The organism is Adlercreutzia murintestinalis (assembly GCF_943192905.1).
Taxonomy (GTDB): domain Bacteria; phylum Actinomycetota; class Coriobacteriia; order Coriobacteriales; family Eggerthellaceae; genus Adlercreutzia_A; species Adlercreutzia_A murintestinalis.
Window position 1 is genome coordinate 55,536 of sequence record NZ_CALPCC010000011.1, and the last position, 25,032, is coordinate 80,567.

Annotated in this window: 19 protein-coding genes and 1 tRNA gene; 19 read left to right on the top strand and 1 reads right to left on the bottom strand. The window is 61.3% G+C overall.

Features of this window, described 5'->3' with window-relative positions; genetic code table 11:
- Positions 1–56: 56 nt before the first annotated feature.
- From NFR19_RS05090 to NFR19_RS05110, 5 genes are all read left to right on the top strand, one after another.
- Positions 57–2,150 carry an oxidoreductase gene (locus tag NFR19_RS05090; RefSeq protein WP_251212709.1) on the top strand — a complete coding sequence of 698 codons (2,094 nt, stop codon included), beginning with the start codon at positions 57–59 and terminating at the stop codon, positions 2,148–2,150.
- A gap of 104 nt (positions 2,151–2,254) precedes the next feature.
- Complete coding sequence (locus NFR19_RS05095; RefSeq protein ID WP_251212710.1) at positions 2,255–3,019, top strand: enoyl-CoA hydratase/isomerase family protein; 765 nt, start codon at positions 2,255–2,257, stop codon at positions 3,017–3,019.
- 35 nt (positions 3,020–3,054) lie between these two features.
- Positions 3,055–5,655 (top strand): AMP-binding protein, encoded by a 2,601-nt coding sequence (locus NFR19_RS05100; protein WP_251212711.1) that lies wholly within the window; start codon positions 3,055–3,057, stop codon positions 5,653–5,655.
- A gap of 21 nt (positions 5,656–5,676) precedes the next feature.
- A complete protein-coding gene (locus NFR19_RS05105; protein WP_251212712.1) occupies positions 5,677–6,855 on the top strand; it encodes an acyl-CoA dehydrogenase in 1,179 nt (392 codons plus the stop codon).
- A gap of 104 nt (positions 6,856–6,959) precedes the next feature.
- Positions 6,960–7,757 carry a TIGR03084 family metal-binding protein gene (locus tag NFR19_RS05110; RefSeq protein ID WP_251212713.1) on the top strand — a complete coding sequence of 266 codons (798 nt, stop codon included), beginning with the start codon at positions 6,960–6,962 and terminating at the stop codon, positions 7,755–7,757.
- A 61-nt stretch (positions 7,758–7,818) separates the two neighbouring features.
- Here NFR19_RS05110 and NFR19_RS05115 read toward each other — a convergent pair whose 3' ends face one another.
- A complete protein-coding gene (locus NFR19_RS05115) occupies positions 7,819–8,277 on the bottom strand; it encodes a GNAT family N-acetyltransferase (RefSeq protein ID WP_251212714.1) in 459 nt (152 codons plus the stop codon).
- 190 nt (positions 8,278–8,467) lie between these two features.
- Here NFR19_RS05115 and rpoN point away from each other — a divergent pair, with 190 nt between their 5' ends.
- The 14 genes from rpoN to NFR19_RS05185 all read left to right on the top strand — a co-directional run bounded on the left by rpoN (position 8,468) and on the right by NFR19_RS05185 (position 24,871).
- Complete coding sequence (gene rpoN / locus NFR19_RS05120) at positions 8,468–9,868, top strand: RNA polymerase factor sigma-54 (RefSeq protein WP_251212715.1); 1,401 nt, start codon at positions 8,468–8,470, stop codon at positions 9,866–9,868.
- 15 nt (positions 9,869–9,883) lie between these two features.
- Positions 9,884–11,959, top strand: coding sequence for a sigma-54 interaction domain-containing protein (locus NFR19_RS05125; protein WP_251212716.1), 2,076 nt, complete (start codon positions 9,884–9,886; stop codon positions 11,957–11,959).
- Between the two features lie 121 nt (positions 11,960–12,080).
- A complete protein-coding gene (gene fixA / locus NFR19_RS05130) occupies positions 12,081–12,848 on the top strand; it encodes a putative electron transfer flavoprotein FixA (RefSeq protein ID WP_251212717.1) in 768 nt (255 codons plus the stop codon).
- Between the two features lie 17 nt (positions 12,849–12,865).
- Complete coding sequence (locus tag NFR19_RS05135; RefSeq protein ID WP_251212718.1) at positions 12,866–13,777, top strand: electron transfer flavoprotein subunit alpha/FixB family protein; 912 nt, start codon at positions 12,866–12,868, stop codon at positions 13,775–13,777.
- A 193-nt stretch (positions 13,778–13,970) separates the two neighbouring features.
- Positions 13,971–14,918 (top strand): site-specific tyrosine recombinase, encoded by a 948-nt coding sequence (locus NFR19_RS05140; protein WP_251212719.1) that lies wholly within the window; start codon positions 13,971–13,973, stop codon positions 14,916–14,918.
- Positions 14,919–15,183: 265 nt separating this feature from the next.
- On the top strand, positions 15,184–16,239 hold the full coding sequence (locus tag NFR19_RS05145; RefSeq protein WP_251212720.1) for a rod shape-determining protein: 1,056 nt from the start codon (positions 15,184–15,186) through the stop codon (positions 16,237–16,239).
- Positions 16,240–16,253: 14 nt separating this feature from the next.
- Entirely contained in the window at positions 16,254–17,210 is a 957-nt protein-coding gene (gene mreC, locus NFR19_RS05150) for a rod shape-determining protein MreC (protein WP_251212721.1), read from the top strand.
- Positions 17,210–17,716: a rod shape-determining protein MreD gene (gene mreD, locus NFR19_RS05155; RefSeq protein ID WP_251212722.1), complete on the top strand. Its 507-nt coding sequence runs from the start codon at positions 17,210–17,212 to the stop codon at positions 17,714–17,716. Before mreC ends, mreD begins: the two co-directional genes overlap by 1 nt.
- A 47-nt stretch (positions 17,717–17,763) precedes the next feature.
- Positions 17,764–19,893: a penicillin-binding protein 2 gene (mrdA, locus tag NFR19_RS05160; RefSeq protein WP_251212723.1), complete on the top strand. Its 2,130-nt coding sequence runs from the start codon at positions 17,764–17,766 to the stop codon at positions 19,891–19,893.
- On the top strand, positions 19,893–21,143 hold the full coding sequence (locus NFR19_RS05165) for an FtsW/RodA/SpoVE family cell cycle protein (protein WP_251212724.1): 1,251 nt from the start codon (positions 19,893–19,895) through the stop codon (positions 21,141–21,143). Before mrdA ends, NFR19_RS05165 begins: the two co-directional genes overlap by 1 nt.
- A 4-nt stretch (positions 21,144–21,147) precedes the next feature.
- Entirely contained in the window at positions 21,148–22,197 is a 1,050-nt protein-coding gene (locus NFR19_RS05170) for a YcjF family protein (RefSeq protein WP_251212725.1), read from the top strand.
- Positions 22,198–24,108 carry a TIGR03960 family B12-binding radical SAM protein gene (locus tag NFR19_RS05175; protein WP_251212726.1) on the top strand — a complete coding sequence of 637 codons (1,911 nt, stop codon included), beginning with the start codon at positions 22,198–22,200 and terminating at the stop codon, positions 24,106–24,108.
- Complete coding sequence (locus tag NFR19_RS05180) at positions 24,101–24,727, top strand: TIGR03936 family radical SAM-associated protein (protein ID WP_251212727.1); 627 nt, start codon at positions 24,101–24,103, stop codon at positions 24,725–24,727. The genes NFR19_RS05175 and NFR19_RS05180 overlap by 8 nt, the downstream gene beginning before the upstream one ends.
- A 67-nt stretch (positions 24,728–24,794) precedes the next feature.
- Positions 24,795–24,871: transfer RNA gene (locus tag NFR19_RS05185), tRNA-Asp, on the top strand.
- The last annotated feature ends 161 nt before the right edge of the window (positions 24,872–25,032 follow it).

The following is a 25,032-nucleotide window of genomic DNA, read 5'->3' on the forward strand; positions in this document are numbered from 1 at the left end:
GCGCTGATGCGGGTCAAGAACGGATTCGATACGCAAGAGATTAGGAGTTGATGCTCATGAGCAAGGAATACCCCATACTTGGTTCGCCCCTGCAGGTGAACGGCGTGACCATGCGCAACCGTATGATCACCACGTCCATGTCGCCGGGCGAGGGCTATGTGACCGACGACAATCGTCCCACCGAGTTGCTCGCTGCCTATTTGGAGGAACGGGCAGCTGGTGGCACCGGCATGATCATTCAGACCATCTGCCCCTGGAAGCGCTACGAGGGCGATGGCATCCATGCGCTACCGTCCTGCTACGACGAGACCTGCATTCCCGACCTTAAGAAGTACATGATCGACCCAGTGCACAAGCACAACGGTCTTATCTGCGCGCAACTGTACTACGTGCACGATTGGAAGCCTGACGCCGAGACCAAGGAGGGTCCGTACGGTCCTTCCGAGATCGCGGTCATTCCCATGATGAGCGGATTCCGCACCATGACGCTCGAGCAGATCGAGGATTTCAAGGCACAGTTCTTCAATGCCGCGAAGGTGTGCAAGGAAGCTGGTTTCGATGCCGTTGAGGTGATGGCGGGCGTTGGCGGTATCCTGAGCCGCTTCATGTCGAGTGCCACCAACGACCGCACCGACCAGTACGGCGGTAGCCTTGAGAACCGCTGCCGTTTGACGCTGGAGATCATTCGTGGCACGCGCGAAGTGGTCGGCCCGGATTACCCGATCGTGGTGCGCTGGTCACCGATCGACTTCATCAAGACGCCGCAAGGTGAGGGCCTCTCCATGGAGGAATCGCTTCAGATAGCTCAGTGGATGGAGAGCGCCGGACTGGATATGCACGACTTGTCGGTGGGCTGGCATGAGACGTCTGTCCCGCTGACCACGAAGGGCATCGAGGACGGCCACTGGATGTACATCGCCGAGCAGATCAAGTCGGTGGCGAAAAAGCCCGTGGGTCAGGGCTATCGCAACACCGACCCCACGGTGATGGAGCAGAACCTGCAAGACGGCAAGTGCGATGTGATCGCGGGTCTGCGCTATTCCATCGCCGACCCGGCATTGCCGCTGAAGGTGATGGAGGATCGCACGGCCGATATGCGCAAATGCATCGTGTGCTGCCGCTGCATCGACGATGTCGTCTCGCGTGGTCTGCCGCTCGTCTACTGCGGCGTCAACCCGCATCTGGGGCCGGAACTTGAGCATGACATGTATCCGCCAGCCGAGAAGAGCAAGCGCGTCATGGTGATCGGCTCGGGACCTGCGGGCATCAATGCGGCGGTCACCGCAGCCAAGCGCGGTCATACGGTCGATCTGTACGAAATGGGGCCGCGTCTGGGTGGCTGCGTGAAGATGAGCTCCATCTTCAGCCCTTATCACGAGCGCTATCTGGATTACATGAAGCATCTGGTGGAGACCACACCGGAGGTGAAGGTGCACCTCAACACCGAGGTGACCCCGCAACTCGTGCAGCAGGTCAAGCCCGATGCGGCCATTGTGGCTATTGGCGGTGCGCCCATCAACATCGATGTGCCGGGCGCCCAGGGCAAAAACGTTATCACCTCGCACGACTTTCTCGAGATGATCAACGGCCACAAGCCGCAAGGCAAGAAGGGCCTGTTCAACAACTTCATGTGGGGTGCTGGTGCGTTCTTCCTGAAGCGCTACTACACGCCTTCCTTTGCTCGCGATATGACCGCGAAGATGAGCTGGCCGATCGGTCGCGAGATCGCCATCATCGGTGGCGGTCTGCCGGGCTGCGAGCTGGGGCATCTATGCATGGAGACCGGCCGTAAGACCTCCATCATCGAAGAGAAGAAGAAGGTCGGCTACGACGTGAGCCCCTCCGAGCGCTTCGGTCTGACCAGTGCCTTCAAGAAAGCGCCCAATGTCGAGCTCTATCCTCTGACGCGCGTGACCGCGGTCAAGGAGAGCGGTGTGGACTGCGTGCAGACCGACAAAGAGGGCAACGAGAAGAACATCTTCGTGCCCGGCAAAACGGTAGCGGTGACGCTCGGCCTCGATCCCAACCATGGTCTGGGCGAAAAGATCAAGCCGCTGGTCGATGAGGTGTACCTGGTGGGTGACTGCGACAACCCCGCTCGCATTGCCGATGCCACCAAGGCTGGCTACGTTGCGGCCTGTGCGCTGTAGGAGCGCTTCGCGAAATAAGACGACGTGGGAGGTGGGCCTTGAAGGTGCACCTCCACACCTGAGTAGAGAGCCCGCATGCGGCGGGAGGATCTGACGGAGGCAAGATGGAACAGAACAACGAGGTGGTGTTCGCGCAGAGCGTAGGTGATGGCATCGAGGTCATCTATCTGAACCAGCCTAAGAAGAAGAATGCCATATCGGCGCCGATGATGGACATTCTCGCCGACCTTCTCGTGAAGGCTGACAACGACGATGCGGTGCGCGTGATCGTGCTGCGCGGCGTTGGTGAGAACTTCTCGAGCGGCGGGGATCTCAATCAGGAGACCGAACCTCCTACGCCCGAGCGTGCCCGCAAGACGCTGCGGCGCTACCTGCGCGCCATCCGTGCTATTCGGTCGATCTCGAAGCCCGTCATCGCCATGGTGGACGGATACGCAGTGGGCGGCGCGTTCGCGCTCGTGCTGGCAAGCGATTTGGTGTGCGCATCGGAGCGCGCCCTGTTCGTGCCAGCCTTCTGCCAGATCGGCATCATTCCCGAAATGGCCATGATGAAGTATCTGCCCGAATTGGTGGGTCCGCAGCGCGCGAAGGAGCTGCTGTTCATCGGCGGCAAGATACCCGCCCAGCGGATGTATGAGTGGGGTTTGGTGAACCGTCTGCTCCCGGACGACGAGTTGGAGCGTGGCACGATGGCGTTCGCGGAGCAGCTTGCTGCCATGCCGGATGCTTCCATCCAGATCACCAAGACGCTCATGAATTCGATCGCCGATGACAACCTGAACGCCTGTCTCGAGGCGGAGTCGACTGCGTCGCCGTTCTGCACGACGACGGCAGCCTACGCCAAGACCATGGAGAAGTTCGCCCGCTAACACCGGAGAAGACAACCGAAGAAGGGAGCGGCGCCGTGGATATCACGAATCGTCGCAACGTGGTTGAGCCGTTCATGGACCGCGTGCGAGAGCAGCCTGCGGCAACGGCTTTGGTATTCGACAACCTGGTGGTCTCATATGGCCAGATGAACGACCACGTGAATCGTATCGCGCAGGTGCTGTTGGATCAGCTGGGCGTTGCGATGGGCGACCGGGTTGCGTACTTGCTGCCGAATTGCCCTGAGATCATCGAGCTGTACTATGCCGTACAGAAGATAGGAGCGGTTGCGGTACCGCTCAATTACAAGCTGATCGCGCGCGAGGTGGCTTATCTGGTGCGTGCCAGTGGAGCGCGCGTGCTCGTGTTCGATGCTGCGTTCGCCGATGCGGTATCCGAGGCGGTTTTGGAAATGCCCGCAGAGGTGCGCTTGGCGAGCGTGCGGGGCGCGGTGTCTGGCGCGCTCGATCTGGAGGCGGCGTGCGCGCAGGCACAACCCATTGAACCGGAACTTTTTTGCGATGCGTACGCGCTCTCGCGCATCCAGTACACCGGTGGCTCTACCGGGCTTCCCAAGGGCGCTGCGCGCACCCACAAGGCCGATCTGGTGGAGCTGGCCTCAGTGGCGCAGTCCAATGGCATGGCGGAGCATCCGGGCAGCGTGGTGCTCGTGCAGTGTCCGCTGGAACACCATGGAGGCCACAGCTGGTTCACCAGTGCCTTGGCGACCGGTGCGCAGGTGGTGATCTGCGAAGCGTTCGACGCCGAGCGCATCTTGGGCGACATCGAGCGCTTCAAGGTAACGCATATGATCCTGCTGCCGCCCACCACGTATGTGCGGCTGTTGCGTTGCCCGACCATCGATCAATTCGATCTGAGCAGCGTGAAGCTGGTGCAAAGCGCTGCTGGCGCGACTACGCGCGCCATGATCGAAGCGGTCTATGAGCGCTTCCCCAACGCGGTCCTCAACTACGGATGGGGGCAATCGGAGAGCGGCACTGGCACCTCGCTGGAGATCACCCGTCAGATGCTGCGTGACGATTCGCCTCTTCTGGAAAGCGTGGGGCGTCCTATGCCGTATGCCACCATGAAGATCGTTGACGATGAGGGCCGTGAGCTGCCCTGCGGCCAGGTGGGTGAGGCGCTCATCAAGACCGAGGCCGCTATGGAGGGCTATTACGGTCAACCCGATCTCACGCGCGCTGCGTTCACCGCAGACGGATGGTTGCGCACCGGAGACATGATGGAGCGCGATGCGGAGGGTTACTTCTACGTGCGCTCGCGCAAGAAGGACATGATCAAATCGGGCGGCGAGAACGTGTTCGTCGCTGAGGTGGAAGCGGTGTTGCGGGCCGATCCCGATATTGACGACTGCCTGGTGTTCAGCACGAGCGATCCGGTCATGGGCGAGGCGGTGGCCGCCGTCGTGCAGCCGCGGCCGGGCGCTACCATCACAGCAACGCACGTGCAAAACCATTGCAAGCGTTCCATCGCCAGCTACAAGAAGCCGCGCTATGTGGTGTTCATGGATGATATGGGCCGTGATGATGCGGGCAAGGTGCGCAAGGACGCGATCGTTGCGTACTTCGACGCGCACAAGGAGCAGGCGGCGCCGAAGTTCCATGAGAAGATCTGCGACGACCCGGAGATCTATCTGATCCAGGTGCCCTTCTCGGGCGGCACGCCCATTGATTATACGAACGTGTATTACGTGCGCACGCCCGAGCGGTGCCTGCTGATCGATTCGGGCACGAGCCATGAGGCATCTTACGAGGTGCTGCGGCTGGCGCTCGATGAGCTAGGCGCCGATATGGCGAAGACGGACATCTTCCTCACGCACTTCCATATCGATCATCTGGGGCTGGCGGCTTCGGTGGCGCACCCCGATTCCACGGTGTATCTCAGCGCGGCCGATGAGGCGCTGTTCAGCATGCGCGGCGAGGACTTCTATCGCGGTACGGTGAAATCGCGCTTGCGCGAAGAGGGTTTCGCTGAGGCAGAGATCGACCTTTTGGAAGTGACCGACGGCAAGTTGATCCCGCGCAGCAAATGGCCCGTGCCTGCGACCTTCACGAACTTGGCTGATGGAGACGAGCTGCGATGCGGCGCGTATCGCTTCCAGGTGGTGGCCACGCCTGGTCACACGCCGGGGCATCAATGCCTCTATCTACCTGATCAGCGCATCATGTTCTTCGGCGATCATGTGCTGCCGAACTCATCTCCCAACATCGCTCCCTTCAAAGGTGCGCCCGACCCGCTCGGCGATTATCTGCGCAGCTTGCAAAAGGTGGCAGCGCTGCCGGTGCGCATGGCGTGCATGGCGCACGGGCGCGTTGATGCGCATGCGCAAGCTGAGAAGATGCCTGCCCGCATCGAGTGGCTCATCGTGCACCACCAGAAGCGTCTCGACGAGATCTGCGGGGTGCTGCAAGAGCATCCGGGGATGAGTGGCACGGAAATTGCTAAATCCATACATTGGAACATCCCGTATGACAGCTGGGAGGAGATCCCCATCATACAGAGATGGATCATCGCAGGGGAAACCGCCGCGCATCTGGATCATCTGGCATGCGAAGGGCGCGTGTGCGCGGAGCCTGTCGATGGCATCAACCGCTACCGCATCGCCGATGCGGGATGATCCTCGAGAAAGGAAGAGGGCATGGATATGATCTTGACCGATGAGCAAGAGCTGTTGCTCGAGAGCCTTGATGAGCTCATGGAGCGCTACGGCACTGAGGAGTACTTCAAGGAGTGCGACGAGCAGCACGTATGGCCCCAGGAGTTCACCGACGCTCTTCTGGAGAACGGGTTTCAGATGCTGGGCGTGGACGAGCGCTTCGGCGGCACGCCGGTGGACGTGACGACGCTGATGCTGGTGGCCGAGCGCGTGTGCAAGAACGGTGCGCCCATCTACGTGTACGGCAATCTGTGCTCATTGAAGGATATGACCGAGTTCGGCAGCCCTGAGCAGCAGGAGCAATGCTTCGCTGAGGTCATGGCGGGTCGTCCCGGATTCGTGCTGGGCTTCACCGAGCCGGGTGCCGGGTCGGATTCAAGCTCGCTTGCCACCACGTTCAAGCGTCGCGATGGCAAGGTGTATCTGAACGGCTCGAAGTCGTTCATGACGAACGCATGCAACTCCAAGTACATGCTGTGCGTGGCGCGCGATGCCGACGATGATCCGGATGATCCGAAGAACCGTTCGCGCTTCTCCATGTGGTGGGTGCAGCTGCATGACGATGAGGGCAACGTGATGCCGGGCATCACCATCGATCCGCTCGAGAAGATCGGCTGGAACATGGGCAACACCTGCGAGATGTCGCTCAATGACGTTGAGCTGGAAGAATCGGCGCTCGTGGGCGTTGAGGGCAACGGCTTCATGCAGGCCATGGTGAACTTCGAAGTGGAGCGCGTGCTGGCCTGTGCCCAGTCGCTCGGTGCGGCCGAGTGCGCCTTCGAGGACGCGGTGAAGTACGCCACGCAGCGCATCCAGTTCGGGCGCCCCATCGGCAGCAACCAGCTCATCCAGGAGCACATCACCGATATGTACATCAAGATCGAGAACATGCGCAACTGGGTGTACAAGTGCGCTGCCAAGATCGATCGCGGCGAATCGGTGCAGGTGGATTCCGCTTGCGCGAAGCTCTACTGCGGCCGTGCGGCCTTCGAGGTGTGCGATACGGCTTTGCAGGTGATGGGTGGCATCGGCTACACGAAGGATTGCCGCATCTCGCGTCTCTGGCGTGACCAGCGCGTCTATCGCATTGGCGCTGGCACCGACGAGATCATGATCCACATCGCCGGTCGCGCTATCCAGAAGCCCTACAAAGATAAATAGAACCCTGCCTGAATGCGGTAGGTGGCACGGGCTGTGCGCGCTGTGCGGATGCCAGCTTGCGGTGCAGCCCGTGTAACGGATAAGCAAGAGAAAGGAAGCACTCTATGGCCGAGATATTCAATCCCCTCGACGATCTGATCGCTGAGCAGGCGCAGGTGGATGCCCTCGTGCAGGATTTCACCGAAGACGATTGGAATCGCATGGCGTCGTACTGCGACACCTGGACGCTCAAGGATGTCATCTGCCACATCGCATTCTTCGACTACTGCGTGGTCGAGCTGCTGGCGGGTCGCGGCGAGTCGGTCAACGAAGTGGCCGACGCAGCATCCGAGCAGGATGAGCACTATCACGTGCTGGCCTACCGCGACAAGAGCGGCGCTGAGATCTTGAACTGGTGGCGCGAGCAGCGCACGCTGATGGATGCCGCCTTCATGGAGGCGGGTCCGAAGGGTCGCGTGCCGTGGGCTGCGGGCATTCCGCCCATGTCGGTGCGCTCGCTGGCATCCGCGCGCCTGATGGAGCTGTGGGCGCACAGCGTTGATATCTATGATGCGCTGGGGCTTGATGTGCCGGTGAAAGAGCGCATCAGTTCAACGCTGTTCCTCTCCTGGCAGGGTCGTCCGAACATGTACAACGTGAACGGCAAGACCTTCGATCCTGAGACTCCCATGTATCTTGAGCTGACGATGCCGTCAGGGGAGATCTGGGCCAAGGGCGAGCCGAACGATCAGAACTACATCAAGGGCACGGCCAAGGATTGGGCGCTGGTGGCGATCCGCCGTCGCAACTGGATGGACACCGATCTTGAAGTCGTGGGCGATGAGGCGCGTACCTATGCCACCATCGTGCAAACCTATGCGGGTCCGGCCGACCCGGCTCCGGCGGCGAAGAACCCCCGATAACCAACCATCTCCTTTCCTTTTCCTCGTAGAAGAACCCGTGCCGATGCGCACGGGTTCTTCGCTATTTCAAGATCATGGGCTGAGGAAAGCAGGTGGCGAGCATATCGCACGCATCGCAGTCGCTTGCAAGGGAGGCGGGTATCTCGCTCCAGGGGATGGTGGTACAGCCGAGCTTTTGATAGAAGGGTACCGCGTATCCGCGCGCGACGAACCGCAGCGGGCCTTTGCGTTGACGTGCGAAACGCATGAGCGCGCGCCCGATACCGCGCCCGCGCCGCGCGCTTTCGATCACCACCGGATTCACGAACCACGATCCGTCTTCCTCCACCAGGCGGATGAAGCCTACCACCGCACCGTCTACCTCAGCTACGTAGGTAACGCCCGCCTCCGACAACTCGCCCATGTCGGCCGCGTGCGCCATGCGCGCGATGGCTTCGCTGTCCTGCGATCCAGCGGGGCGAATCTGTGGTGTGTTGGCATTCGCACCGGTATGAGCGCAAAAAAGAGCAGGATTCTCCATCGGTATTCCTTGACGATGATCGGGGCCGCAGGTAGTATGCAAGAAGGCTCATAGCGAATTTCGTGCTAGGGAAGCACGATCGCTTGAAAAAGCCGGTGAACGCGCAGGGGGTGTAGTTCGCTGGCGGGGGGAGATGGATGCGGGAAGATACGAGGTACCCGTGCCCATCAGCGTGGAGAGGTGTTCAGGGATGTCTCAACCCGCATCTTCGGTTCGCGTTGATTCGCGGTCGCGCACTGCTGTTACGCAGCATACGCGCATTTCCCCTGCGGCGATCCAGGGTCTTGAGGTGCTTTCCTTGCCCGTCACCGAGCTGACCGCCTATATTTGTTCTGTTGTCGAGCGCAATCCCTTGCTCGATCTTGATTCCGATGGCTTCACCGTTGGTTTCGAGGACCTTCCGCTTGACCCGCGCGAGAAGGACGAGTGGTCAGCTTCTGCGTGGGATGCGCGCTTGCCCCGGCGCTCAGTGCGTCAAAGCGACGGATTCGATCTGGAGCGTTTACGTGATGACTGCTCGCAGACAGAAACGCTCGCGTGTCATCTGCACATGCAGCTTGACGGCATGGCGGCCACCGAGGTCGATCGTGTTCTGGTGGATGCCATCATCGATTGTTTGGATGAAGACGGGTATTTCGACGGCAGCTTGCCAGCTCTGTGCGATGAGGCCGACCTTACCCTTGAGGAAGGGGAGCGTGCGTTGCGGTTCGTGCAGACGCTCTTGCCGCGCGGCGTAGGTGCGCGTGACCTTCAGGAATGCCTCTTGCTCCAGGTGGACAATGGCATGCCTGATGCCCATATCATCAGGCGTATCATCTCTGACAGCCTGGAGGATCTTGCTGGCAATCGCACCACGAAGCTCATGCGCACCTATCGGCTCTCTCTTGATGAGCTTGCGCGCGTGCGCAAGGCGATCGTGAACCTCAACCCGCGTCCCGGTGCAGCGTTCTCCCAGCGCAAGGATACCGTGTATGTGATTCCCGACCTCATCGTCGAGCGCCGCGGTCCGTCGTTTTCAGTGCGCGTGACCGGTGAGATCGCCGAGAAGTTGATCCGTCGCGACGAGTACGAGCATTTGGTGGCCGAGCGCGGCGATGATGAAGCGCGTGCGTGGCTTGCCCAGAAGCGTGCCGAGGCCGATATGGCGCTTTCCAATGTGACCCAGCGCAAGCGCACGCTCTTCCGTTTCGGTATGTACCTGGTTGATGTGCAGTACGGTTTTTTCTGCGATGGGCGTGCTGCCATGCGTCCTCTTACCATGCAGCAAGCAGCAGATGCGCTCGACGTGCACGTTTCCACGATAAGCCGTATCGTGCAGGACAAGCATATTCTCACTCCGTGGGGCGTCTATCCGTTGAAGCAATTCTTCTCCACCGGTCTGCCGTGTACCGGTGGCGGCGGCGGGTTATCATCAGTGGTCATCAAAGAGCGCATCCGCGCCCTGATCGACGCCGAGGACGCGCGCACGCCCTTGAGCGATGCGGCCGTTACCGAACAGCTGAACCAAGAGGGCATTGATATAAAGAGGCGCACGGTCGCCAAATACCGTGAAGCTCTGGGGATACCGTGCCAGTCCCAGCGGCGCCGCTGAACAGGGAGGGATCGTATGACCTACTCTGAAGAACACACAATCGAGGCTTGGAAGACCTTCGTCAACACCGGGGAAGTGCTCACCGACAAGGTGCGCCCTGATATTGCCGCCTCGTGGGTGCGCTGCAAGGACAGCGGGCTTGACCCGTGGTCGAGTGACTTCGAGAAGGAGAACCGCACCTTGCTGCGCGAGAAACGGGAGCGGTTCGCGGCCTCGCTGCGCTCAACGGCGCCGGTCATGCAGTTTTTGCGGTCGCTTTTGGGTGCGAACGTCTCGCTCATGGACGGCGAGAACTTCGTCTTCGAGCTGTTCTCTCCCATGGTCATGTATCCGCGCACCTACGGCACCTTCATGCGTGAAGAGGATGTGGGAACCGGCAACGCGACGCTGGTGGCGCACAACCGCAAACCGGTGCGCATAGACGGGTTCGAGCATTATCGTGCCATCGCACAGTGCTATTCGGGCGTGGCGGCGCCATATTTGAACGAAGAGGGGCGCTACTACGGCGCCATGAACATCAACAGCCCCTTCCGGCGCCTGCCAGCCAGCGCGCTCGACCTGTGCGTGAAAGGGGCCAGCCTGACCGCTGAGCTCTACGACGCGGGCGAGCGCATTCCGCTGGTGCTTTCCACTACAGAGTTTTTCAAACCGCTGCTCGCGCTCTACGAGGATCCGGTGGTGCTGCTCGACAGGCAAGGGCGCATCTTGAACGCGAACGCGGCCATGCGTCCCTACTGCAACGATTGGGACGAATATGCGCTGGGCACCCAATCGCTGAACGCGTATCTGGGCCGGTCCATGACGTTCAAGGACGTGCTCAAAATGGGCGAGGGCACCAATCAACCTGTGAAGATACCGTTTCGTCGCGGACGCTCGCGCAGCATTCACGAGGCGCTTTTGGTGCGGTGCAGCTGGGTGGAGATCGACAAGGTCGAGCCGTTCATGATGTTGGTGTTCGAGGATGGGGTCTCCGCAGAGGCGGCAGAGGATGGCCCCGCGAAGAAAAGCTCTGAGCGCAAAGCTGCTCCGCGCGACACCGAGGTCATGCCAAAGGGCGGCAATACGGTTGACTACATCGGAGACTCGCAGGAATGGAAGGAGATCGACCGGTTAGTGTGCAAAGCGGCGCCCATTCGCACCAACGTGCTCTTGCTGGGTGAGACGGGTACGGGCAAAGAGGTCGTTGCGCGCGCCATCCACCGCCGATCGGGGCGTCCAGGCCCGTTCGTGGCGGTGAACTGCGGCGCTTTGCCGCGCGATCTGCTGGCAATGGAGCTGTTCGGCTATGAGGGCGGCGCGTTCACCGGTGCGCGGGAAGATGGTGCGATCGGGAAGTTCGAGTTCGCGGATAAGGGAACCATCTTTCTTGACGAGATAGGCGAGATGCCCATCGACATGCAGGTGAGCCTGTTGCGCGTCTTGCAGGAATCGTCGGTGACGAAGCTCGGCTCGAACACCTCAAAGACGCTCGATCTGCGGGTGGTGGCCGCTACCAACCAAGACATCGAGCGCATGATCGCCGAGAAGAAGTTTCGCAGCGACCTGTACTATCGGTTGAGCATGGTGGAGATACGCTTGCCGCAGCTGCGCAAGCACGCGAGCGATATTCCTCTTTTGGTCGAGTATTTCAACGAGCAGCTTTCAACGCAGTTGAACGTGCCGATCTCGCCGTTCCCGGCCGAGACGGTGAAGGCGTTCGGCGCGTACAGCTGGCCTGGCAATGTGCGCGAGCTGCGCAATATGGTGGAGCGCTGTCTCATCATGGAGGGTGAAGGGGCTCGTGTTGCCGTCGATACGCTTCCGTACTACATACAGAATGCGTATTCCGCCACAGGGGAGCCGGTCACGGCCTTCGATGCCTCGGGAAGCGGGTCAAGCTCTGCCAAGCAGCGCGATGCCGAGGAAGATGCCCGAGGGCGTCTGAAACGTGCGATCACCGAGTCGAGCGGTGATTTCAGCGAGGTAGCGGGCCGTTTGGGCATGACGGCGACTGAGTTGCGCGATCACATTGGTCAGTTGGGGATCAAAGCGCGCATCGTCCTAGGAGATGATGACGATACTGATGACATCGCGTTCCGGGTGCGTTGGTAGCACCCGTTCTGGCGATGTATTGACGATGCTCATCGTTTGGTGCGTGCGAATCGGGTAGGTTGGCACGGCTTTTGCTTGAATGCTCCTTGAGGCGCAAAACCGATGACTTAAGGAGTGATTCATGAACATCGTTGTGTGCTACAAGATCGTGCCCGACGAGCAAGACGCCCTGGTCCAGCCGGACCGCACGCTTTCATTTGATCGTGCGGCGCTCAAGATCGGCGACTACGACCTGAATGCAGTGGAGGCTGGAGCGGTGCTGGCCGAGCAGACGGGCGCAACCCTGACCTGCCTGACCGCCGGTGGCGATGCCGTGGAGGACTCTAAGATCAAGAAGGCAATCCTTGCACGTGGGCCGCAGGCTAACGTGGCGGTCAAGGATGCGAGTTTGACCGAGGCCGGTTCCACCAAGACGGCTCAGGTGCTGGCTGCGGCTGTAAAGACGCTCGATGACGTAGAGCTGGTGCTGTGCGGCGAGGGTTCAGCTGACCGCTATTCTCAGCAGGTTGGCGTGCAGCTTGGCGAGTTGCTGCAATGGCCGGTCATCAACGCGGTCACCGCCATCCAGCTTGATGGTTCCCAAGCGCGCGTTGAGCGCACCGTGGACAATGTGGTCGAGACCCTTGAGGTGCCACTGCCCGCAGTGATATCGGTGGCGGCTGATATGAACGTGCCGCGCATCCCGTCCATGAAGGACATTTTGGGCGCGGGCAAGAAGCCCTCCAATATCGTCGATTTCGCGGCGATCGGCTATACGGATGCGCCCGAGGCCGTGGAAGTGGTGAGCACGCTTGCTCCTGAGCAGCGTGAACGCGCCTGCACCATCCTTGAGGGTTCCGACGATGAGACCGTAGCGAAGTTCGTGGCCATGATCCGCGAGCAACTCTAGGAAAGGATGAGATGAACATGGCTGACATTCTTTTGTTTGCAGACACCCCGTCCGCCTATGAAGAGCTCGCCTGCGCTGCGCGCGCACTGGGCGGCAATCCGGTGGCGCTGTATGCGGGGCCGCGCTCAGGCGCTGAGCAGATAACGGGATACGGCGCGAACGTGCTGTACTTCGGTGAGATACCAGCGGGTGCGATCCCGGAAGATGCCGCGGTCGCCTACGCAGAGGCGATCAAGCGCGCAGGAGCGCCCCTCGTGCTCTCACGCGCGAGCAAGCGTGATGCCCTCATGGCAGGGCGCATCGGCATACGCTGCGATATGCCGGTCTTAAACGATGTCTCCGCCGTTTCGGTGGATGGCGATACCGTGCAAGTCGAGCACATGGTCTTCGGTGGCGCTGCGAAGCGCACTGAGCTCGTCGGGGGAGGCGCCATTGTCATTTTGGCTGCTGGCACGTTCCCACCTGAAGAGGTGACCGCTGTAGGCGACATCACCGATCAGCCTGAGAAGGTTGAGGCTGGCCCGGTGAAGCTGGTGGGCACCGAAGAAAAGCAGGAGGAAACGGTAGACCTGAGCTCTGCCCAGTACGTCATCTGCGTTGGTCGAGGCATCGGAAGTGCGGAAAACGTCGAGAAAGCCAAGCAGATCGCGCATAAGCTCGGTGGCGAAGTGGCCTGCACGCGTCCCATTGCCGAAGGCGAGGGATGGCTTGCACGTAGCCGCTATCTAGGCGTCTCCGGGGCTACGGTCAAGCCGCAGGTCTATATCGGCATCGGCGTCTCCGGACAAGTTCAGCATACGGTCGGCATGGACGATTCCGCGTTCGTGGTCTCCATCAACAAGGACAAGAACGCTCCTTTGATGAAGCACTGCGATGTGGGCATCGTCATGGATGCTGATACGGCGCTGGATGTGCTCGGCACCCTATAAGAGGACAATCGCGCTGGGGTCGGTTCGCATCTGCGGTTGACCAAACCGGCCCTGACGGTCCCGATAGAGGAACCTAACACAAGCACATACCTCTCTCCCTAGTTTCAGGCCCTTGAATCCAACCCCCCGGATTCAGGGGCCGCCTTTCTATGAGGCGCGGGCAGCGACGGAGAGGCGTGCAGGGTGGCCCAAGATGGCCTACCATGACCGTATGGACGTACACGAGCTCATAGAGGAATACTTGTCGTATCTGCGCATCGAGCGCGGGGCAAGCCCTCACACCATAGAAGGCTACACGCGCGACCTGCAACGCTACGAGCTCTATCTTGCCGAGCGCGCCATCACGAGCATACGTGAGGTGAATCGCGCGGCGGTGCTCGGGTTCGAGCGTTCCATTTTGGAGCAAGGGTTCGCCGTTTCAACCTGCAAGCGCCGGATGGCGGCGGTGAAGGCGCTCCACACCTTCGCGGTGCGCGAGGATCTGACCCAAAGCAACCCCACCAGCGCGGTGCCGCTTCCGAAGATGCCCGAGCGCTTGCCCGATGTGCTCACCATCGACCAAGTAGGGTTGCTGCTCGACCTTCAAGACGACCCAACGCCAGCAGGGCTGCGCGATCGAGCGCTTCTGGAGGTGCTCTACGGGTGCGGGCTGCGCGTGAGCGAGGCGGCGAATCTGAACACTTCTGATGTGTTTCTTGAAGATGGGTTCATGCGTGTGTTCGGCAAGGGGAGCAAAGAGCGCATCGTGCCCATTGCGGGGGCGGCCGCCCGTACACTGGGCCGCTACCTCGACGAAGGGCGTGCACCGCTGAGCCTGAAGGCGAAAGCGTTGAAGCCGGGGGATGCAGGTGCGGTGTTCTTGAACAATCGGGGTGGTCGTCTGACACGGCAGAGCATCCATGCGATCACCGCGCGCGCGGGCGAGGGCATTGGCATAGAGGGGCTGCACCCTCACACCCTTCGACATTCGTTCGCCACGCATATGCTCGAGGGCGGTGCCGATCTGCGCGCTATTCAGGAGATGCTGGGACATGCGGATATCTCAACAACGCAGATATACACGCACGTCGATCGTTCGCATCTGCGCGAGGAATACCTCAGCGCTCACCCGCGGGCGAAGGGCGGATCGGCGCGTTCGTGACGCCGCGAGCGCCCCATGCGGATGCCTGCTTCGCGTACGGGGCTGTGCGGGCGCGCAGCGCTCAGCGCCGTCTGGTTCGGCGGCAGCGGCAAGCTGCGCTGATCGGCGGCAAGGTCGTTTCGTATCGATGCGATGAAACGGGGCGCTTGATTCCGTACCTGCGCTCTCCATAAATTGCGCAAAAGGGCGTCTGCGCGGGCATCCTATGGTAAAATCGCAGTTCACATCCATTTTGGGAAGGAAACGCGAAGGGGAGATTTCCTCTATGTCGATATTCGATAAGCTTGCCAACATGGGCGGAAGCGTGGGGATGGACATGGCCATCGACCTGGGCACTGCCAACACGCTGGTCGCCATAACCGGAGAGGGCATCGTCATCAACGAGCCGTCTGTGGTCGCTATAGAGAAGAGCACGCACCGAGTGCTCGCGGTGGGTCATGAAGCGAAGAACATGATCAATCACACGCCGGATGCGTTCAGCGCCGAGCACCCGCTCAAAGATGGCGTCATCGCTGACTACGACGTGACCGAGGCGATGCTGTCCGCCTTCATCAGCAAGGCATCCGATCGCAAGTACCCGTGGCAGGCCAAGCCCCGCATCGTCATCTGCATTCCGTGCGGTGCCACCAGCGTGGAGAAGCGCGCGGTGTTCGAGGCGGCCATTCAGGCGGGCGCGCGTCAGGCCTACCTGATCGAAGAGCCCATGGCGGCTGCGATGGGCGCCGACCTGCCCGTTACCGAACCAACGGGCAGCATGGTGGTCGATATCGGAGGCGGCACCACGGAGGTGGCCGTCATATCGTTGGGTGGTATCGTGTCATCGTCCAGCTTGCGCCTTGCGGGCAATCGACTCGATGAGGCCATCGCCATGCATCTGCGCGATCTACTGGGCATCAAGATCGGCGAGCGCACGGCCGAGGTCATCAAGATCAAGATCGGCAGCGTGCTTCCCTTCGAGGATGGCCGCGAGCGCGATATGATCATCTCGGGCCAAGACGTCTACACCGAGCAGCCCAAAGAGGTCACCATTCAATCTGAGGACGTGCGCGCAGCGCTCCAAGCGCCCATCGAAGAGATGGTGCTGCACATCAAGGACACCTTCAAGACCACCAACCCTGACCTGGCAAGCGATATCATCCAAAACGGCATTCTGCTCACCGGTGGCGGTGGTCTGCTCTCAGGGCTCGATCGTTACTTGACCGACCAGCTGGAGATTCCGGTGTGGGTCAGCGAAACGGCATTGACCAATGTGGTGTCTGGCTGCTTGAAGGTGCTCGAGACGCCCACCGCGCTTCGCCAGACGCTCATGCGTTCTAAGTAGGCGCGCGTCGGCTCATGGGTCTCAACTTCCAAGAGGGGCGGCCGATCGGCCTGACCAGGGCGCTGTTGGTGGCGGCTCTTGCGGCATCGGTGGTATTGATGACGCTGTATTCCAATGAGGGAGAGCAAGGTCCGTTGCATGCGGTGCAGTCTGGTGCGCATGCAGTGCTCGCGCCGCTGGGGGTGGCAGGGTCATCGGCCGGTGCTCTGGCAGAAGATGCCGGTGCGGCGGCTGCCGATTCTGCGGCAAGCGAGGAAACGCTGACGGCGCTTCGCGAGCGCAATGCCGAACTGACCCAGCTGCTCACGCAGAGCGAGGAATACCGGCTGGAGGCCGAGCGCCTCCAAGGTCTTTTGGGATTGAAGGAGACGTATCAGATCGATGGTGTGAGCGGACGCGTGATCGGACGCTCCACGGATGCGTGGAACCAGACCGTGACCATCGACGTGGGCAGCGCCGATGGCGTTGAGAGCGGGCTTACGGTGGTGGGGCCGTCTGGCGTGGTGGGCCAGGTGATATCCGTGCAACCGGGCTCAGCCACGGTGCGCCTTCTGAGCGATCCGCAGTCGGGCGCGGCGGCCATCATACAGTCGAGCCGTGCGGAGGGCATCGTGCGCGGGTCTCTCTCGGGGCAGCTCACCTTGCAGAATCTGGAAGCGAACGCTGAGGCTAAGGTGGGCGATGTGGTGCTCACGAGCGGCCTTGGCGGCAGCTACGTGAAAGGGCTGCTGATCGGCACCATCGTGCGCATCGAAGGGTCGGCAGGCGATGGGTCGCGCACCATCTACGTATCGCCGAACGAGAGCACCGGCGCGCTGGAAGAGGTCATGGTCGTCTTCGACGCAACAGGGGCGGATGTGACGCCGAGACAAAGCGGATCGTCCTCCTCGGCCGCATCGAGCGCACGATCAAGCGCGGATGCGCTCTCGGATGACGATGCGGGGCAAGACGATGCGGGAGATGAGGGCTGATGGAGCATCGCAGCCTCATCATCACGGTGGTGTGCGCCATTTTGGCAGTGCTTCTGCAGGCGATTCTGGCGCCGTTCATGGTTATCGGACCCGCCGTGCCGAATTTCATCCTGGCGTTCGTCATCGCTAACGCTGTGGCGCGACCTACCGGTGGCATCGTGGCTCCGTTCGTGTTGGGATTGCTCTACGACTTGATGGGGAATGGCCCGCTTGGCGCTATGGCCCTTGTCTGCGTCGTGTTCTCGTTCGCATGCAGCCGCCTTTTGATGATGCTCAACAACGACACCCTTTTTATTCCTATTGTGCTGATTGTGGCCGGAACGTTCCTTGGAGATGCGGTTTACGGCATACTGATGATCGCATGCGGGATGGATGTGGGCGCGCTCGAGGCGCTCGTGGGCAGGGCGCTTCCGTGTGGTTTGTACGATACGGTGCTCGCCTTGATCATGTTCCCGCTGCTTGCGCGTTTGGGTGCCATGGGCAGCGCCCCTTTGCGCATACGATGATTTGAGTGCGCGGGTCTCCGCGCGTGGACTGATATGGAGCATGCAGCGTGTTCGTTGCCGTTGTGGCTGGAATCATAGCCGCGCTCATCGCGGCGGGCATTGTTGCCGTGGTGCTGGTGTTGCTGGCGCGCCATCGCGACCAGCATACGGATGCCAGCGATCCTGCCCTGCTCGATACCGTTGGCGTGGGGGCCGAAGAAGACAGCGAAATACGCGTTGGTTCTGGGCGGACGGCGGCCAGCAAGCCATCGGATGGTCTCTCGAAGCGCTTCGGAGCGCTCGGCGCCTTGGGCGCGGGCATCTTCACGATTCTCGGTGCGAAGCTGTGGTCCATGCAGGTCATGAATTCCAGCCAGTATTCCGATGAGGCCGAGAAGAACCTCTACACCACCGTGCGCACGCCTGCCCCCCGCGGTTCCATCTTCGACCGAAGGGGCAACGTGCTCGTGACCAATCGGGCAAGCCAGACGGTGCTCGCCGAGCAGGAGGTGGCGAACAACTACAACGTGACGCGGCGCTTGTCCTCGGTGCTGGGCATCCCGGTTGGCGTGCTGCGACAGCGCTTGGCCGACACGTCAACAGGCGCGCAGAATCGCCGCGTGGTCGCAAGTGACGTGCGGCTGCGCGATGTTGCGTTCATTTCCGAGCATGCCGATGCGTTTCCAGGCGTCAGCGTGGAGACGCGCACGGCGCGCACGTACCCCTATGGCGCGTTGGGCGCGCATCTGCTGGGATACACCGGCTCGCCTACCGAGGACGAGCTTGCCATCACCGTGGAGGGAAGCGACATCGATTCTACCGATATGCTGGGCAAAAGCGGCGTTGAGTCGTTCTATGATAGCGTGCTTTCGGGCGAGAAGGGCGAGCGTCAGGTGATGGTGGATGCCTCGGGCAATGTGGTCAGTGTGACCAGCGAGACCGAGCCTGCCAAAGGTTCCGACATTCACCTGACCATAGACGCATCCGTGCAGTATGCGGCTGATCGGGCTTTGGCGCGCATGATCGCACCCGATGGGGACATCGGCAGCGGCAAGGGCGTGTCGGGTGCGGTGGTCGCCATGGACGTGCGCGATGGCGCCGTGCTCGCTCTGGCAAGCTATCCTACGTTCGACCCCTCCAACTTCACCAACGGCATCCCGCAGGACATCTGGGATTTGTACAACACCGAGGAATCCCACGCGCCCATGCTGAATCGGGCGGTGAACGGGCAGTATGCTGCCGCTTCCACGTTCAAAGCGTTCACGTCCATGGCGGGGCTGCACTATGGGTATGCCACCCGGAACAGCACGTGGACGTGCACGGGTAGCTGGGACGGCTTCAACACGGGGGCCGCTCAGTTTTGTTGGGAGCATGCGGGCCATGGTACGCTCGATCTGCACGGCGGCATCGTGAACTCGTGCGACACGGTTTTCTATGAGATCGCGAAGGCGTTCTTCGACCACGGGCCGGAAGGTACCGGCGAGATATCCGACACGGCGCTCCAGGAATATGTGGAGCAGTACAATTTCGGCAAGGTGACGGGGATCGACCTGAAGAACGAGTCGGCCGGACGCGTGCCCACGCCGGATTGGAAGGCCGAGCACTGGCGCAATGTTCCGTCTGAGGCGGCGTGGCGCGGTGGCGACTACACGAATATGATCATCGGTCAGGGTGATATCTTGGTCACGCCATTGCAGGTGGCTTGTGGGTATTGCGGTATCGCTACCGGCACCATGATGAAACCGCATCTTTTGAAGGAAGTGCGCAATGCGTCAGGTGACGTGGTGTTGGAGCATCAGGCCGAAGTGCTCGCAGAGCCTGAGGTGAACCGGTCCGATCTCGATTATGTCCGCAACGCCCTGCGCAACATGATCACCGCGCATTCGGAAGTGGATGGGTGGTTTTTGGAGCAAGGGGTGCAGGCGGCTGGCAAGTCGGGCACCGCCGAGCATACCGATCGGGCTGACGACGCGTGGTTCGTGGCGTATGCGCCCTACGATGACCCGAAGTACGTGGTGGCTTGCGTGCTGGAACAGGGTGGTAGTGGCAGCAAGACCGCCGCTCAGGTGACGGCTCAAGTGATGGGCGCGGTCATGAAGGCCGAAGGTGAACAGCCAGGCGAGGTGGCGCGCGTTGCGGGCTCGTCTGGCAAGTCGCACGTTACCGACTTCTCGGCAGGAGAGGGGAGGCAGGACTGATGTCGCTTCCGCAGATCGACACGCTCGATCCAGCGGGCGCTCCTGCGCCGCGCCGGGCAGCACGCCACGTGGGGCGCGCAGGCACTCAGCGCGCGTCGCGCGGACCGCTTCCGCTCTCGGGGATCATCAGCTGGCCGTTCGTCATCGTGGCGGGGCTGCTGGTTGCCTACGGGCTCGTCATCTGCTGGTCGGCAGTGCAGGGGGACGATCGGTACAGCTTCATGCGACAAGCAGGAGGCGTGTGCGCGGGGCTCGTGCTGATGGCTCTTGTGTGGGCGTTCGATTACCGCAAGCTGGCAGGTGCTACCAAGCCGCTGCTCGTTATTACGGTGGTGCTCATCTTGTCGCCGCATCTGCCGGTCATCGGTGTGACCACCATGGGCGCTACCTCGTGGATCAATATCGGCATGCAGGTACAGCCGGGCGAGTTCGCGAAAGTGACGGTGGTGTTGTTCGCGGCGAGCCTCGTGGCACGCTATAACGGGCAGCTTGGCGAGTTGCGGGAATACTGCAAGGTCGTGGGGCTGCTGCTCATTCCTTTCATCTGCATCATGACGCAGCCCGACTTGGGAACGGGCTTGGTGTATCTGTTCATATCTGCCACGGTGCTCGTGATGGGCGGCGCGCGCGTTAAATACCTCGTGTGGTCGGTCGTGCTCCTGGTGGCGGTCATCGTGGCGGTGTTCTTCGTGGATGAGTTGCTGAAATACACCACCGAGGACGGGACGACCGAATACCGCTTGCTGAAGAATTACCAGCGCAAGCGCCTCTTCGTCTTCATGAATCAAGGGTCAGCCGATTATTCTGCCGAGGGATACAACCTTCAGCAGGCTATGATCGCCATTGGATCGGGCGGTCTGTTCGGGAAGGGTCTGGGCAGTTCCACGCAGTCGTCGTTAGGCTTTTTGCCCGAGGCGCCCACCGACTTCATCTTCTGCGTGCTGGCTGAGGAACTTGGCTTTGTGGGTGTTCTCGGTTTGGTAACGCTCTATGCTGTACTTGTTTTCGTATGTCTGCGGATCGCGCGGAATTGCGGTAATCTGTTCGGGATGCTTGTTGTGTGCGCGGTCGTGGGCATGTGGTTGTTCCAGATACTTGAGAACATCGGCATGTGCTGCGGCCTGATGCCCATCACGGGCATCCCGTTGCCGTTCGTTAGCTATGGCTCGTCGTTCATGGTGGTGAACTTCATCATGCTCGGGCTGATCGGATCGGTGTATTGCCACGAGTCGAGGTTAGGAAGAGGGTGATCCCATGGCTCTGCCCGTTGATATCCCGGCAGTGCTCAAGGCCGCCATTGATGCGACCGACCAGGCCAACGAGTCTGTGTCGGTATCCGTGTGGATCGATGATACCGCAGCGCCTGACTGCATCGCTCAGGTACGCGGGGCGTTCGCATCTCCTGAAGGCACGAATGCGCGCGTTTCTCTTTCGTACATGGATGCCGGTGTAGCACCGCGGGCTGAGGATGACCTTGCGGTGATCGTTGCCGGGAACGACGAGGCAGTGGGGCGGGTAGCGGCGGACATTCGCGCGGTGGGTGTGCCGGTCATGGTGGCAACCACAACGCCGAGTCTTGTGCGGGAGCATGCGGCTGCATCCGGGTTTCCTGTTCCCGATGGCGATGTGATAGCGCCGGTGCGCACTCCAGGAGCATTTCCGCGGGCGAAAACGCCTGCGCTTCCGCCCGAAGAGCCTATTGCTCTGACGGGGCAGACGAAGGATCTGCTCAACGAACGTATGGGCAGCTGGGTGATCGCGGCGGCTCCTGAAAAGCGGCTTGCGTTCGCGCATGCGTTCCCGTTCGTGCGACGCCCGCTTGCTATGGATGCCATCAACAGCACAGCGTTGCAAAATGCGGGCATTGGGCTTCTTCCCATCATACCCGGTGCGGATATGCCCATCATGACGCTCAATCAAGCAAAGATGCTCATGCAAATAGCAACTGCATATGGTCAGCCGCTTGATAAGGAGCGCATTCCTGAGTTGGCGGCGCTGATCGGCAATGCGTTCTTGTGCCGCATGGTGGCGCGCAGCTTGGTGAAAGCGGTGCCGGTGGCTGGATTGGTCATCAGTGGTGGCATTGGTTTCGCTGCGACCGAAGCGGTTGGACGTGCGGCCATCGAATACTTCGAGGCTGGCGGCAGCGCAGCGGGCCTAGCACAGGTAGCCAAGACGGCGGCAAGCGAGGCCGCTGGTGCGGTGAGCCGGGCGAGCGCGACTCCCCTCGGCCAGCGCACGATCAAGGCAGCCAAGGGGGCCGTGCAGGGCGCGGTAGGGCTTCTGCGTACGAAGAAGCGTTAGATGATTCGGACCGATCTGTGGCCGCAGGTGCAGCGGCTTGCCCGGAAAGCCGAGCGTCCTTCGCGCTACCTTGGCAGCGAGTGGGGGGCATCGCGCACGTCTGATGCGGATTTCGCCTTCTGCATGGCGTATCCCGATACCTACGAGCTCGGGCAGCCGAACCAGGCGGTGCGCATCTTGGTGAACGCGGTGGCCGCTTTAGAGGGTGTGGCGGCCGAGCGTGCGTTTCTGCCCGCGCCCGACATGGCCGATGCCATGCGCGCTGCTGGCGTGCCTGCGTTCAGCCTGGAAAGCTGCGCTCCCTTGCGTGAGTTCGACGTGGTGGGCATCACGCTGCCGCATGAGCTGGCAGCCACCAATGTGCTCGAGCTCCTTGATCTGGCGGGCATTCCGTTGCGGGCGGCCGAGCGTGGGCAGGATGATCCTATCGTGATCGGTGGCGGCCCGTGCGCGCTGAACCCAGAGCCCTACGCCCCTTTCTTCGACGCCATTTCGGTGGGAGAGGGGGAAGAGGCGGTACCTGAGATCGTGGAGGCGGTGCGTGCGGGTCGTGCTGCTGGCGAGGGTCGCCAGCAGATCGTGCGACGCTTGGCGCAGGTACCGGGCACCTACGTGCCTTCGCTGTATCGGGTGCTCGGTGAGGAAGAGGCCCAGCGTGCGGGCAGGTGGGTGGAGCCCAAAGATGAGATCGCGCCGCCGGTGATCGTGCGCCGCGTGTTTGAAGGGTTCGCCGATTCTGATGCGTGGGAGCCGTGCGTGGTGCCGTTTGCCGAAGCGGTGCACGACAGGTTGAACGTGGAAGTGCTGCGCGGCTGTGCGCGCGGCTGTCGCTTCTGTCAGGCGGGCATGATGTATCGACCGGTGCGCGAGCGCAGCGCGGATAACATCGTTTCCGCGGTCGTGCGCGGACTGGATGAGACGGGCTACGACGAAGTGTCGCTGACGTCGCTTTCCACGACCGACCATTCCCAGATCGAAGAGATATTGACGCGTCTGAATCAGGCATGCGCTGGGCGCGGCGTGCGCATCTCGGTGCCCAGCCAGCGCCTTGACTCGTTCGGCGTGTCGATGGCAGGGCTGGTGGCTGGCCAGAAGAAGGGCGGCCTGACGTTCGCGCCGGAGGCCGGTACACAGCGTCTGCGCGATAGTATCAACAAGAACGTGAGCGAAGAGGATTTGTTCTGCGCGATCGATGCGGCCATGGCGGCTGGCTGGCGTCGCGTGAAACTGTATTTTATGGTGGGGTTGCCGGGCGAGACCGATGATGATGTGAAGGGCATCGCGAGCCTTGCGCAGCGCGCCTACGATCGCATGAAGGCAGCCACGCCGCCCGATCAGCGCGGCAGCTTGGCCATGACCGTGAGCGTGGCTCTGTTCGTTCCGAAGGCGCAGACGCCGTTTCAGTGGGATGGGCAGATCAGCCGCGATGAAGCGCTGCGCCGCGTGGGGCTGCTGAAGCGGTCGGTGAAGTATCGTGCGGTGCGGGTGAACTACCATGACCCGCAGACTAGTTTCGTGGAAGCGGTGATGAGCCGGGGTGGGCGCGCGTGCGCCGATCTGGTGCAGGCCGCATGGGAGGCTGGTGCGCGCTTCGATGCCTGGACCGAACTGTTCAATGAAGAGGCGTGGCGCGTCGCGGCGGACAAGACGGGGCTGGCGCCCGAAGCGGTGGCTGAGGCTACGTATGCGTCGGAGTACGTGATGCCCTGGGCGCATATTTCTGCCGGGGTCACGCAGGAATTCTTGGCCGACGAGCGCTTGCGCGCACACGAGGGACTCACCACGCAGGATTGCACGTTCGGCGCATGCACGCTGTGCGGCGTGTGCATGCAGACCGCTACGCGCAATCAGCTTGCGGCGCCGCGGATAACGCCTGATACGGCATCGGATGAGGGAGGGTGCTGTGGCTGATCCGCGTCTGTTTCGTCTCCGTGTGCGATATGCGAAGAGCGGCCGTTTGGCGTTGCTGTCGCATCTTGAGGTGGTGCGGGCGCTCGAGCGTGCCGTTCGTCGCGCGCGGCTTCCTTTCGCGGTGACGAATGGGTTCTCGCCGCACATGCGCATTGCGTTTGGCGCTGCGCTGCCGGTTGGCGTGGGAGGCAGCGACGAGTTCTTCGATCTGTATCTGACCGAGTATCTGGCTGCTGAGAAGGCGCTGGCAGCGCTGGTTGAGGTGAGCCCGCCCGATCTGATGCCGCATGGGGCTGTCTATGTTGAGCCGGGAGCGGCTGCGGCGTCGGTCGCGTATCCTTTGAGCACGTATCGGGTATCGTTCGATGCGCCCATCCGGCATGCTCTGGTCGTGCCGAAGCAGGTGGAGGTCATGCGCAAGAAGAAGCGCAAGGTGCTTGAGGTGAGCGATTTCCTGGTCGGTGACGTTCGCGAATGCGAAGGCGGTTGTGCGGTCGAGTTCACGCTGGAAGCGAAGCCGACGGGGTCCTTGCGGCCGGATGTTCTGGTCGAGGCCATCGTAGGGGCGACTGAGGCGAGTGCCGCCATTCGCAGCATCGTGCGCATTTCGCAAAAATAGGGGTTGTCACACGGCGCGCTCTTGTTATAATTATCAAGCTGCGCCAAACACGCAGCACCGCATATGCGGGGTGTTAGCTCAGTTGGTTAGAGCGCCGGCCTGTCACGTCGGAGGTCGCGAGTTCAAGTCTCGTACATCCCGCCATTTAAACACCAGGTCAGGAGTCGTTTTTGGCTCCTGATCTTTTATTCTCAAGTTCCAAAAACCAGGGGTTATAGGGGTTAAGGCCGGCTTAGGTCTCAAAAAGTGTGTCTGGGGCAATTATTCACACGATCCTAGAACCAGCCTGTTGCGTTCGATCCGCT